General features: G+C 65.6%; 10 protein-coding genes. 2 read left to right on the top strand and 8 right to left on the bottom strand.

Features of this window, described 5'->3' with window-relative positions:
* The first annotated feature begins 66 nt into the window (after positions 1-66).
* Complete coding sequence (gene ilvC / locus AC2FNA_RS15520; protein WP_496828019.1) at positions 67-1,089, top strand: ketol-acid reductoisomerase; 1,023 nt, start codon at positions 67-69, stop codon at positions 1,087-1,089.
* A gap of 126 nt (positions 1,090-1,215) precedes the next feature.
* A complete protein-coding gene (locus AC2FNA_RS15515; RefSeq protein ID WP_496828017.1) occupies positions 1,216-2,136 on the top strand; it encodes a DMT family transporter in 921 nt (306 codons plus the stop codon).
* Here the strand turns inward: AC2FNA_RS15515 and AC2FNA_RS15510 are convergent.
* The 8 genes from AC2FNA_RS15510 to glyS all read right to left on the bottom strand — a co-directional run bounded on the left by AC2FNA_RS15510 (position 2,130) and on the right by glyS (position 13,300).
* Positions 2,130-2,621, bottom strand: a complete 492-nt coding sequence (locus AC2FNA_RS15510) for a hypothetical protein (RefSeq protein WP_496828015.1) — start codon at positions 2,619-2,621, stop codon at positions 2,130-2,132. The genes AC2FNA_RS15515 and AC2FNA_RS15510 overlap by 7 nt on opposite strands.
* Positions 2,622-2,673: 52 nt before the next feature.
* Entirely contained in the window at positions 2,674-4,020 is a 1,347-nt protein-coding gene (glmM, locus tag AC2FNA_RS15505; protein WP_496828013.1) for a phosphoglucosamine mutase, read from the bottom strand.
* Positions 4,021-4,058: 38 nt separating this feature from the next.
* Positions 4,059-5,057, bottom strand: coding sequence for a dihydropteroate synthase (folP, locus tag AC2FNA_RS15500; RefSeq protein ID WP_496828011.1), 999 nt, complete (start codon positions 5,055-5,057; stop codon positions 4,059-4,061).
* Entirely contained in the window at positions 5,054-5,974 is a 921-nt protein-coding gene (locus tag AC2FNA_RS15495; protein ID WP_496828009.1) for a dihydroneopterin aldolase, read from the bottom strand. Before AC2FNA_RS15495 ends, folP begins: the two co-directional genes overlap by 4 nt.
* 99 nt (positions 5,975-6,073) lie before the next feature.
* Positions 6,074-7,450 (bottom strand): multicopper oxidase family protein, encoded by a 1,377-nt coding sequence (locus tag AC2FNA_RS15490; RefSeq protein ID WP_496828007.1) that lies wholly within the window; start codon positions 7,448-7,450, stop codon positions 6,074-6,076.
* A gap of 77 nt (positions 7,451-7,527) precedes the next feature.
* Positions 7,528-8,172 carry a cell wall hydrolase gene (locus AC2FNA_RS15485; protein WP_234184065.1) on the bottom strand — a complete coding sequence of 215 codons (645 nt, stop codon included), beginning with the start codon at positions 8,170-8,172 and terminating at the stop codon, positions 7,528-7,530.
* Between the two features lie 158 nt (positions 8,173-8,330).
* Complete coding sequence (ppdK, locus tag AC2FNA_RS15480; RefSeq protein ID WP_496828005.1) at positions 8,331-10,895, bottom strand: pyruvate, phosphate dikinase; 2,565 nt, start codon at positions 10,893-10,895, stop codon at positions 8,331-8,333.
* 197 nt (positions 10,896-11,092) lie between these two features.
* Positions 11,093-13,300 (bottom strand): glycine--tRNA ligase subunit beta, encoded by a 2,208-nt coding sequence (gene glyS / locus AC2FNA_RS15475; RefSeq protein WP_496828003.1) that lies wholly within the window; start codon positions 13,298-13,300, stop codon positions 11,093-11,095.
* Positions 13,301-13,305: the final 5 nt, after the last annotated feature.

The following is a 13,305-nucleotide window of genomic DNA, read 5'->3' as shown; positions in this document are numbered from 1 at the left end:
ATCCTCTCGCACCTCGGCGTTTCAACAGATAGAAACGCGGCAATCGAAACAGAAAGGACCGGCATCATGCGCGTCTATTACGATCGTGACTGCGACATCAACCTGATCAAGGACAAGAAAGTGGCCATCCTGGGCTACGGCTCCCAGGGCCACGCCCACGCGCTGAACCTGCGTGACAGCGGCGCCAAGAACCTGGTCGTCGCCCTGCGCGAAGGCTCGGCCTCGGCCAAGAAAGCCGAAGGCGAAGGCCTGACCGTCATGGGCATCGCCGAAGCGGCGGCCTGGTGCGACGTGATCATGTTCACCATGCCCGATGAGTTGCAGGCCGAGACCTACAAGAAATACGTGCATGACAACATCCGTCCGGGCGCGGCAATTGCCTTTGCCCACGGCCTGAACGTGCATTTCGGCCTGATCGAGCCGAAAGAAGGCGTCGACGTCATCATGATGGCGCCCAAGGGCCCCGGCCACACCGTGCGCGGCGAATACACCAAGGGCGGCGGCGTGCCCTGCCTGGTGGCCGTTCACACCGACGCCACCGGCAAGGCGCTGGAAACCGGCCTGTCCTATTGCTCGGCCATCGGCGGCGGCCGCTCGGGCATCATCGAGACCAACTTCCGCGAAGAATGCGAAACCGACCTGTTCGGCGAGCAGGCCGTGCTGTGCGGTGGTCTGGTCGAACTGATCCGCTGCGGGTTCGAGACCCTTGTCGAGGCGGGCTATGCCCCCGAGATGGCCTATTTCGAATGTCTGCACGAGGTGAAGCTGATCGTCGACCTGATCTATGAAGGCGGCATCGCCAACATGGATTACTCGATCTCGAACACCGCCGAATACGGCCAGTATGTCACCGGCCCGCGCATCCTGCCCTATGAGCAGACCAAGGCGTCGATGAAGGCGGTTCTGACCGACATCCAGCAGGGCAAGTTCGTGCGCGACTTCATGCTGGAAAACGCGGTTGGCCAGCCGACCATCAAAGCCTCGCGCCGTGCCAATGACGAGCACCAGATCGAACAGGTCGGCCAGAAGCTGCGCGACATGATGCCCTGGATCTCGGCCGGCAAGATGGTCGACAAGTCGAAGAACTGATCCGGGTTCAGACCCATCGAGACGGGCGCCCCTGCGGCGCCCGTTTTCGTTCCCGGACGAAGCGTTCCGGATTGACCCCGGTATCGGAGCGGGGTCAAGTGAGCGCACCCCAGCGAAAGGCCATTCGTGACCCAATCCCCTGACATAACGGCGAAAAGCTGGGCCATGGTGGCGACGCTGGGCTTTGTCTGGGGCGGGACATTCCTGGTCAATGAACTCGCGCTTGAGGGGATCACGCCGTTCTGGCTGGCAGCCGGGCGGGTCTGTTTCGGGGCGCTGCTCAGCACGCTGGTCTGGCGCGCGATGGGCGGGCGGTTGTTCTCGGCACCACTCAGCCGGTCAGAGCGCAATTCGCTCGTGATCATCGCGCTGCTCAGTTCGGCGGTGCCCTTCTCGCTGATCGCCTGGGGTCAGCAATATGTGACGGCCGGGTTTACCGGTGTTTCGATGGCCTCAGTCGCGCTGATGGTGCTGCCGCTGGCGCATTTCTTTGTGCACGGCGAGCGGATGACCTGGCGCCGCGCGCTGGGGTTTGCCATCGGCTTCGCCGGGGTTGCGCTGCTGATGGGGGCGCAGGCGTTCGAGAGCAGCGGCGCGGCGCTGGAACTGCCCGGGCGGCTGGCCTGTCTGGCGGCCACCGCCTGTTACGCGGTGGCCTCGATCCTGCTGCGGCGGCTGCCCGCGGTCGATCCTGTCGGCCTGTCGACCGTGCTGTTGCTGATCGGGGTGGTCGCGGTGCTGCCGATGGCCTGGATCGCCGAAGGCCCGCCGCCCTCCACCGATCTGCGCACGCTGGGCCTGATCGTGTTTCTGGGCATGGTGCCCACGGCGGCGGCCAATCTGCTGCGCGTCACCCTGATCCGCAGCGCCGGGCCGGTATTCATGAGCCTGACCAACTATCAGGTGCCGGTCTGGTCGGTTCTGCTGGGCGCGGCCCTGCTGGGAGAGCCGCTGCCGCCGGTCTTGCTGTGGTCGCTGCTGCTGATCCTGACAGGGGTCGGGCTCAGCCAGTATGGCGCGCTCAGGCGCCTGTTCTCGCGTCAGTAACGGCCGATCTTCAGTTTCACCCGGTCCAGCACCTTGCCGTCGGCGCCCACCGCCTGCACCACCGCCTCGTAAGTGTTGCCACGTCCGCCCGAACAGGGCGGCAGATAGCCCTTGGAGGCGTATTCGCCGGTGCTGCGCGCCGGGGCCACAACCCGAACCCCGCCCGGCAGTTTCGCGGTCATGCCCGGCACCGCCGGCAGCTTGGCGCTGGCGCCCTTGACCGGATAGCCGATGGTGCCATGACCCCCCTTGCTGGAGAGCGGCTTGTAGCTTTTGTCGTTGTATTGAACGACCAGCATCACCGTGCCCGCGGGAATCCCCGCCACCTGCATCGGCGGCGTCGCGCCCTTGCCGCCCTGCAACTGGCAATGCTGGCCCTGGGGGATCTTCTTGCCGTCCCATGGCGGCAGCAGATCAACCGTCATTCCGGCATGGGCCATTCCGGCAGAAAGCAGAAAGGTACAGGTCAAAAAGGAACGAAGCATCCGGAAATCTCCCTGACTAATGTAGAGAGGATGCGCGAGGCCTTTTCCGGTTTCAAGCTTGAACCGCGTCGGCCACCGCCTCGACCACGCTGTCGACGGTCCGCTCCAGCAGCGCCTCGTCCTCGCATTCCGCCATCACCCGGATCAGCGGTTCGGTTCCTGACTTACGGATCAGCAGACGGCCCGTGCCATTCAGCACCCCCTCGGCCTCGGCAATGGCCGACTGGACCGAGGCTGTATCAAGCGGGGTCTGCCCCTTGGCAAACCGCACATTCTTGAGCAGTTGCGGCACCGGCACGAATTGCCGCACCAGTTCCGAAGAGGGCTGGCCCGAGCGCATCATCTCGCCCAGGAAATGCAATCCCGCCATCAACCCGTCGCCGGTGGTCGAAAAATCGCTCATCACGATATGCCCAGATTGCTCGCCGCCCAGGTTGAAGCCGCCTTCGCGCATACGCTCGACCACATAGCGGTCGCCAACTGCGGTGCGCTCCAGTCCGATGCCACGATCGCTCAGAAAGCGTTCCAGCCCCAGGTTCGACATCACGGTCGCCACCAGGGCGCCGCCCTGCAACTGGCCCTCGGCGGCCCAGCGCGCCGCCAGCAAGGCCATGATCTGGTCCCCGTCGGCGACGGTACCATGCTCGTCGAGCACGATGACCCGGTCCGCGTCGCCATCAAGGCAGATGCCCACATCCGCACCATGGGCCACCACCGCCTCGGCGGCGGTACGCGGGCAGGTCGAGCCGCAGCCGCGATTGATGTTGAGCCCGTCAGGCGAAGTGCCGATCGGCACCACATCGGCGCCGAGTTCCCACAGGATCTCGGGCGCGGTACGGTGGGCTGCACCATTGGCGCAGTCCACGACCACCTTGAGCCCGTCAAGCCGCAGCCCGCGCGTGAGCGAGGATTTGACCCGTTCACCATAGCGGAACCGTGCATCGTCCACCCGGCGCGCACGACCGATATTGTGCGCCTGTGCCAGCCGCACACCCGTTGCGACCATCTCCTCGATCTCCAACTCGGCCTGATCCGAAAGCTTGAACCCGTCGGGACCAAAGAACTTGATGCCATTGTCCTCGGCCGAATTGTGGCTGGCCGAGATCATCACGCCCAGATCGGCCCGCATCGAACGAGTCATCAGGCCCACGGCAGGGGTGGGGACCGGCCCCAGCAGCAGCACGTTCATACCGGTCGAGGTGAGGCCGGCGGTCAGTGCGTTTTCGAACATGTAGCCCGACAGGCGGGTGTCCTTGCCGATGACAACACGGTGCACCCCCCCTGCCTCGCGACGGAAATAACGCCCGACGGCCGCCCCGATTCTGAGCGCCATTTCGGCGGTCATCGGATGAGTGTTGGCAGTGCCCCGCACCCCGTCGGTTCCGAACAGCTTACGCATGCCGCCTCACTTTCTTTTTACCACGAGCGGAGCAAGCTTTACCGGACCGCTGCCCACAGGCGCAAGGCCTGCGCGGTCTCAGCCACGTCGTGTACCCGCAAAATCTGGGCACCCTGCGCGAATCCGGCCAGACCAACGGCAATCGAGCCCGGCCCCCGCGCCTCGGCGCGCGGCTCCTTGCCGATCGTTCCGATGAAACGCTTGCGCGAAACGCCCAGCAGGATCGGGCAGCCGATGCCGTGGAACAGCGACAGGTTACGTAGCAGGGTCAGGTTGTGCTCTTGCGTCTTGCCGAACCCGATGCCCGGGTCGATCATGATCTGCCCCCGGTCCAGCCCGGCCGCGACCAGCCGCGCCACCTGCGCGGCCAGAAAGTCATACACATCCAGCAGCACATCATCGTATTGCGGATCCTGCTGCATGGTTGCCGGGTCACCCTGGGCATGCATGATGCAAACCGGGGTTCTGGTCTCGGCGCAGAGCGGGGCCAGTTCGTCATCGAAGGTAAAGCCCGAGACGTCGTTCACGACGCTCGCACCGGCAGCCAGCGCAGCCTCGGCCACCGCCGCCTTGCGGGTATCGATGGAAATCGCGGCCCCGGTTTCGGCGCGGATCGCCTCGATCACCGGCGCGGTGCGCTGTATCTCGTCCTCGGCGGGGACCTCGACCGCGCCGGGTCGGGTGGATTCTCCGCCAACATCCAGCAGGCTCACGCCTTGCGCCACCATCGCCAGCGCCGCGCGCCGGGCCGCCTCGACCCCGTAATGGCGCCCTCCGTCCGAGAAACTGTCAGGCGTGACATTCAGGATACCCATCAGGTGTGGGCGTCCCATGTCCAGTCCCGCCAACGCCGCGCGGGGGCCCGTCAGACGCTCCAGATACGGGGCCGGGATTTCGGTCGCGGGGACTATCCTTCCCGACTGCCCCCGGTGCAGATGCTCGGCATGGGTGAACCACAGGTCGCTGCCGGCCAGCGGCATCGCGCCCTGCGGGCGGGCTGCGCCCTGTTGTACCAGGGGGCGGTAATAGTCGGTCACAGGTCAGGCTGCTCCACCGGTACCGCACGCAACGGCACATCGGCCCCCTCGGGCAGCGACGCGCCGATCACCAGCATCTCGCCCGCCTCGAAAGTAGCGGCAAACCACGCGGCCAGCGCCACGGCGTTCGACGGTTTGGCCGAGGGGCCGTCAACCGCGTCGAGCACGATCTTGGAGGGTGCCCAGACGCAGATCTGGCCGTTCTTCATCGCCCAGTCCAGTTCGGTCCGGGTCGAGACCACCTTGCAGCGCAGATCGCGCGCCGCCAGCTGCCAGGCGTTCTGCTCGATCGCCAACAGGTCGATCCGGCGCTGGGTCATCGCATGACCGGTCTGTGGAACAGCAAGGTCCGACGCCCCGACACAGATGATCAGAGGACGGTCGCGTTGTTCCAGCTGGTCGATCCAGCCTTTGAGGTTATCCGACGCAATCGCCGCGTTGGACAGGTAGACAAGGCGCGGATGCGGCCGCAGATCCTCGGTCTGGTCCGCATGGAGCTTGTCGCGACCGCGCACGATCTCGACCCCCAGCGCACCGGGGCCGCGATCCAGCTTCTCGATGCGGACAAAGGCGCGCACTGCCTGCGGCTCGTGCAGGATGAGCTCGGCCACGCGTTCGGCCAGCGTTTCAAGCAGGTTCAGCCGCTCTTCAGCCAGCGCGCGGGCAATTGCCTCGGTCACCCGGTCATAGGACAGGATACGGTCGACGTCGTCGTCGATGGGGCCGGTGAGCGGCATCACCTCGACCACGACGTTGAAACAGATCCGCTGCGTGGTGCCACGTTCGGCCTGGAATGCGCCGATCTCGACCTCGACCACATGGTCACGCAGCGAGATTCGGTCCAGCGGACCGCGCGATGCCGTCGCTTCGGAACGCTCCGAGGGATGGGCAAAGGCGAGGCGGATTTCGGAACTCATCTGGCGGGCCTTTCCGGGGTCGTGTCAGTCTGCCCTCAATAGGCGCAGATCCAGCCTATAGCAGGACGACATGCGCCGCACCAGTTATCGAATGCGTCATCAGGTGACGCGAAACCAGCTTGTCATGCCCGCAGCCGCATGGCCCAGCATGTGGCAATGCAACAGCCAGTCGCCCGGATTGTCGGCGACCAGCGCGATCTGCCGGGTCTCGCCCGGCGCCACCAGCACCGTGTCGCGCCAGGGGCCAAGCTCTCCGTTCGGGGCAATCACCCGGAAATGATGTCCGTGCAGGTGCATGCCGTGGTCAAAGGCGGTTTCGTTCACGAATGCGATCCGGTGCAGGCTGCCGCGCGCAGCGTCCAGAAACGGGGTTTCGGGCCGGTCGGCCTGACCGTTCAGCGCCCAGAACCGGCCCAGCTGCGCCAGTTCGCGCCCGCTTAACTCGGTCTCGCCCAGCCGCGCGCTGTCGAGCCAGCGCATCGCGCCCCCCTGCAACCGCATCTGGTGCAGCGGGCTGTCGGCCAGCCCCTCGATCACCGGCAGCGGGTTGGGTGGCAACGGCACAGGCGCCTCGCGGGTCGCACGCGCGCCCTGCCCCGCGACGTCGAACCGGCATAGGCCAAAACCACCGTCGCGCTCGATACTGAGAAGGCTGGCGGCGGTGCCGCTTTCGGCGGTGATGTCCACGATCAGGTCGGCCCGCTGCGCCGGCGCCAGCGGAAAGGCACCGCTGACCGGCAGCGGTTCCTCCAGCGGCATCCCGTCCAGCGCCACGATCCAGCCCTGCATGCCGTCGAGTCCCAGCTCGAATACCCGTGCATTGGCCGCGTTGATCAGGCGCAGCCGCAGCCGCGCGCCCTGCCTTGCCGGATAGGCCGGGTCGAAACCGCCGTTCACCGTCAGCAGGTTGCCCAGTCGACCGGCATGGCTGAGGTCATGGCCATTGTCGAAATCGCCCGCCAGCGCGCCGGTTTCGGGGTCAAGCCGCCAGTCGTCCAGAACCAGCACCCATTCGCCGTCGATATCGGGCGCGTTGGGTTCATCGACGATCAGGGGGCCATGCAGACCGCGCGCCACCTGCTCCATCGACCGGTTGTGCGAATGGTACCAATAGGTGCCCGCGTCAGGCAGGGTGAAGTCATAATCGAAACTGCCACCCTGTGGCACCGCCTGTTGCGTCAGGCCGGGCACGCCGTCCATCGCATTGTCGATGCGGATGCCATGCCAATGCACGGCGGTCGGTTGCGGCAACTCATTCATCAGGCGGCGGCTGAGACGCGCACCCTGTGCGACCCGGATTTCAGGCCCGGGGGCGCCGCCCTCATAGCCCCAGATCGCGGTATCGGGATAGCCCTCTGGCGCGATCTGCTGGCGAGCCTCTCGCGCTGTCAGCGTGACCGGCCCGGCAACGGCGATACGCGGCAGCAGCGCGCTGGCTGCCACGGTTTTCAGAACATGTCGGCGAGTCAACAGCATTGCGGGCCTCCTTCATCGCCCGCAATATAGCCTTGCGCCAAGCCCCTTCCAGCAGGGTTCCAGCGCGGGTGCGTCAATCAGTTGCTCGCTGTGCGCTGACCATGCCGATAAAACAGGTGCACCCCGATCTTGGCCGTCTGGGTGAACCGGCGGGCCCAGCTGGGGCGCACGGCGGTGGTGTGGTAATAGGTGGCCCCATCCGTCAGGCTTTCGGCGGCCCCGTCCATGGCCAGGCGCGCAACCTTGGCGACCCGCTCATAGGCCTGTTTCTCGGCGATGACTTCCTTGCGCCCGTCGCAGGTATAGGTGAACTGGCACTGATACTTGCGTCCGGTTCCCTGCCGGATCACACCGCAGGGCGTGTTTGGAAAGCGCTCGCTTTCGACACGGTTCAGGATCACTTCGGCCACCGCGAACTGGCCCTTCACGGTTTCGCCGCGGGCCTCGAAATACAGGGCCTCTGCCAGGCACTGCCATTGCTCGCCACCCTTGGCGCGCGGTTGCTGGTCGATCCACGAGCGCGAGAAGGTCACCTCGGTCACCGGGGTGTCTTCCTCTGGCTTGGGCATCAGCGTCTTGAGATAGTCGCGAAAGCTTTTTCCCTTGTGGGGTGCTTCGGTCTGCTGCACGGCTCCGACGGCCTCTGGCCCGCGATCCGCGAGGGCAAAATCCGGCAGCGTCACGGCGGCCGACAGTAAAACTGTCAGAACAAATCTATTCATCTTCTACCCCACATCAAGCGTCGCGCGCCGGTTCCTCCCCACTCGGCGCAGAAAGCCCATACTCCAGTCGGGCGCAAAGATCCAGTTTTTGCAAATTTGCAAGGGATTTCTGGGGTCGCTTCGCAAAAACGCAAGCCACGAGAGCGCCCCCAAAACCGCTATATTTTGACGTTCAAGTCGTTTGAAACACCAAGTTTATCCGAAATTGCCAGTTGCGCGGCGGCCAGTCGCGCCACTGGCACCCGGAAGGGCGAACAGGACACATAGTCGAAACCGGCGGCCCGGCAAAAGGCGATTGATTCGGGGTTTCCGCCATGTTCGCCGCAGACCGAAACGGTGACTCCGGGCTGCGCCCTGCGACCACGCTCGACACCCAGTTTCAGCAATTCCCCCACCCCGTCGCGATCGAGCACGTGGAACGGATCCTCCGAGAACACGCCCTGGCGGACATAGGCAGACATGAACCGTCCGGCATCGTCGCGCGACAGGCCATAGGTCATCTGGGTCAGGTCATTGGTGCCGAAGCTGAGGAACGAGGCGCAGGCGGCGATCTCGTCGGCGCGCAAACACGCGCGCGGGGTTTCCACCATGACGCCCAGGCGATAGTCGAACTCCTGCCCGCGCTCCGAGGCGACGGCGGCGGCAACCGCGTCGATGCGGGCCTTGACCAGCTCCACCTCGCGCTTGGCAGAGACAAGCGGGATCATCACCTCGGGCACGACAGGTTCGCCCTTGCGGCTGGCCTCCAGCGTTGCCTCAAAGATGGCGCGGGCCTGCATGTCATAGATTTCAGGCACGGTGACGCCCAGCCGCACACCTCGCAGGCCCAACATGGGGTTGTATTCGCTCATAGCCTCGACCCGGCGGGTCACGTCGCTGACCGGCAGGTCCAGCGCCTCGGCCAGTTCACGCTGGCCGCTGCGGGTGGTGGGCAGGAATTCATGCAGTGGCGGGTCAAATAGGCGGATGCAGACCGGCTTGCCCTCCATGATGCGGAAGAGTTGCACGAAATCCTCGCGCTGCATCGGCAGTAGCCGTTCCAGAACCGCCTTGCGCCCCGACGGGGTGGCGGCAAAGATCATCTCGCGCATCACCGTCAGGCGGCCGGGTTCAAAAAACATGTGCTCGGTCCGGCAGAGCCCGATCCCCTGCGCGTCGAAATTGCGCGCCGCCTGGGCATCGGCGGGTGTGTCGGCATTGGCGCGGATGCCGATATCGCGTTCGGCATCAGCCCAGGCCATCAGGGTCTGGAAACTGTCATCCAGCGCCGCGTCGATCATCTCGGGTTCACCCGCCAGCACCTGTCCGGAACTTCCGTCGATGGTAAGAATGTCACCGGTGCGGAACACCCGCCCATCGGGCGCCTTGATCATGCGGGCCTTGGTCTGGAACTCCATCTCGGACGCGCCCACGATACAGGGCAGGCCAAGGCCGCGCCCGATCACCGCCGCATGGCTCGTCATGCCACCCCGTTCGGTCAGCACCGCAACGGCGGCATGCATGCCGCGTACATCCTCGGGCGAGGTCTCGCGGCGCACCAGCACGCAAGGCTCGCCCCGCGCCGCGCTGGCCTGCGCCTCGGCGGCGGTGAACACGATCTTGCCGGTGGCCGCCCCCGGACTGGCGGCGATACCGGTGGTCAGCACGTCGCGCCGGGCCTGCGGGTGCACCTGCCGGTGCAACAATTCGTTCACTGAATGCGGGTCGATCCGCATGACCGCCTCTTGCTGCGGGATGATGCCATCCTCGGCCAGCCGCACCGCGATGCGCAGCGCCGCACGGGCGCTACGTGGCACCCGGACGCCGTCGAGGATGTGCACGCGTCCCGCCTCGATCACGAATTCGACCTGCATCTCCTCGCGCAACTTCTCGCGCATCAGCGCCGCGTGTTGCTTGAGCGCGGCAAAGGCCTCGGGCGCCACATCCTCAAGCGAGACGCCGCGCGGATCCTTCTCGAGATAAAGCGCCTCGGCCCCCGCCCCCAGCGCGTCGCGGCCCTGGCTCTGGCTCAGGTAGCGGCCGGTGATCTGCGGCAAGCCGGTGGCCGGTTCCACCAGTTGCAGCACGCCCGAGCCGCATTCACCCTGGCCAAGGCCGGGGATCATTTCCTGCACCACAAGGCCCAGCCCAGCATCGGCGGGCGCACCCTTGGCCTGACGCAACAGCCGGGCCGAGGTGCCCTCCCACGCGCGCGCCATCGAGCGCAACACAGCCGCCAGCTGTTCGCCCGGATCCTGCGGAAAGTTCTCGTCGGTCTCGTCTTCATAGGCGCGCAGCGACTGGCGCAGCCCCTCGCGCCCGTCGGCCTCGATCTCGTCGAACACGTCCGGGTCCAGACGGGCCACGTGAATTGCGAAGGTCTGCACGAAGCGCAGGTAGAGCGCCGCCGCCGCCTCGGCCCCCATCCTGTCGCTCAGTTCGACGAAACGGGCATCGTTCATGCCAATGTTCAGCACCGCGCCGGGCCCGCCCCAATCAGGGTCCTCGGAACTGGGCCGCACACAGAGCAAAGCGGTGGGTTCGAACTGGCCGACAATGGCCGCGATATCGGGCAACTGGCCTTGCGCGATGTCATGCACCGCCGAAAAGGAAAGCGCCACCGTCCGCGGCACCGGCAGGTCGAGGCGAACCAGACGTTGCAGGCATTTGGCGCGACCGCCATGGGTGCCTGTTGCCACCGGTGCGGTGGCGGTGATCAGCGTGGTGTTCGGATTATTCTGCACTGCGGCACCCCTCGTTTGCGTGCAGAATAAGGGCGTTTGAAGGCGGCGCAAGCGCCATGTGCGCACAGGCAGCGCCCATGGTTCCCGGGGCTATGAGTATTTGTGACCAGAAAGAAGCAGCAGGGTCGGACCCCGGCAGACCGAGCGCCTGGCGAAGCCCTATGCGCGCCAAAGAGGGATGGCGCGCGTCGGGTGCCTCAACCGTCGATCCGCGTCAGATCGGCGACGCTGGAACAGACCTTGCGGATATGGCTGAGCAGGTTCAGACGGTTGCGGCGCACCACCTGATTGTCGGAATTGACCTGCACCTCTTCGAAGAAGGCATCGACCGGCGCACGCAGGGCGGCCATGGCCGTCATGGCGGCGGCGAAATCCTCGATCTTGAGCGCGGCGTCGATGGTTGCCTGAGCCTGCTCCAGCGCGGCAAACAGCGCCTTTTCGCTGTCGGCCTCTGCGAATTTGATATCGGCGCCAAAGGAGTATTCGACCCCGTCCTTTTCCTCGGCCTGGGTCAGGATGTTGTTGGCGCGCTTGAAGCCCTGCACCAGGTTCTCGCCATCCTCGGTGGCGATCACCGCGTTGAGCGCGCGGGCACGCTTGACCAGCAGGTTGAGGTCATCGTTGCCCGCCATCGCGATACAGGCGTCGATCACGTCGTGGCGGATGCCCTCGTCGCGCAGGAAGACCTTGAGGCGGTCGTGGATGAAGGCGAGCAGGTCGGCGGAAAGATCGGGCACATCGCCGGCCAGCGCCTCGAGCGCGTCCGCATCACCCAGCTTCTCCTTGATCGTTTCAAAGGCAGCGCCGAAGACGCCGTGATCGGCGATTTCTTCGATCAGGTCGCGCAGGGCGGCCTCGCCGTTGCTGGCGTGGTACTTGTGGCGCAGCAATTGCGCGTCGATGGACCGATCAAGCGGCAGGCGCAGGTCGTTGGCCAGCACCAGCCGGATCACCCCCAGCGCCGCGCGGCGTAGGGCGAAGGGGTCTTTCGAGCCGGTGGGCTTTTCGTCGATGGCCCAAAAGCCGGTCAGCGTATCCAGCTTGTCGGCCAGTGCCACGGTGACAGAAAGCGGCGCGGTCGGCACGTCATCGGAGGGACCAAGCGGCGAGTAATGGTCCTGCGCCACGGCGGCGATGGCAGCGTCCTGACCTGAAGCGGCAACGTAATAGCGCCCCATAAGCCCCTGAAGTTCCGGGAATTCGAAGACCATCTCGGAACTCAGATCAGCCTTGGCCAGAGTTGCCGCCTGTGCTGCCTGCCCCGCATCCGCGCCCACCACCGGGGCCAGTTCGCCCGCCAGCGCGGCGATGCGGCGGATGCGGTCGCCCTGCGACCCGAGCTTGTTGTGGAAGGTCACGTTTTCCAGCGCGTCCGTCCAGTCGGTCATGCCCGCATGCGCCACGCGCAAATCATTGTCCCAGAAGAACTTGGCATCGGCCAGTCGCGCCGATAGCACCTTTTGGTTGCCCGCCAGGATAGTGGCGCCATTGTCGGCGGTCTCGCGGTTGGCGACGGTGACAAACCGTTCGATCCGGCCGGTCTTGGGATTGCGGACCGAGAAGAACTTCTGATGTTCGCGCATGGAGGTTTGCAGTACCTCCGCCGGCAGGTCGAGGAACTCGGCGCCGATCTCTCCCATCAGCACCACAGGCCATTCGACCAGGCCCGCGACCTCGGCCAAAAGCCCCTTGTCCTGGACCAGTTCCAGTCCTGCGGCAAATGCAAGGTTCTGGGCGTCGTTCCATATGTGGTCCGCCCGCTCTGTGGGGTCCAGTACCACAAAAGCGCGCTTCAGCTTGGCCTGATAGTTCTCGAAAGAGGTGACGGAAAACCGCGCCGGTGCCATGAAACGGTGGCCTGCGGTGCTGTCACCCGCCTTGATCCCGTCGATGTCGAGCGGCACCACCTCGGCCCCGGCCTCGGTGGTCAGGATGCACAGGATCGATTGCAACGGCCGCACCCAGCGCAAGGAGCCCGCACCCCAGCGCATCGACTTGGGCCAGGGGAAATTGCGAATGGTGTCTTCCAGCACCTCGGCCACGATCGCCGACGCCGAGCGGCCCGGCTTCTCGATGGTGGCAAACCAGATCGGACCCTTGGGCGTTTCCCGCTCTTCCAGCTGCTCACTAGTGATCCCGGCCCCGCGCAGAAATCCCTCGACCGCCTGTTCCGGGGCGCCGACCTTGGGGCCCTTGCGCTCTTCGCGGATGGTGGGGCTGGCGTCCAGCAACCCCTCAACGGCCAGCGTCAGACGTCGCGGCGTCGTCAGCGCAGCCGCATGGGCATAGGTCAGGCCCGCCGCGACCAGACCGTCGGTGATCCGCTTTTTCAGGTCCTCGCCGGCACGCGCCTGCATGCGGGCGGGGATTTCCTCGGAAAACAGTTCGATCAGCAGGTCGGGCATGGTCG

The organism is Ruegeria sp. YKSD163 (assembly GCF_059612905.1).
This window is presented reverse-complemented; position numbering and strand designations above follow the sequence as displayed.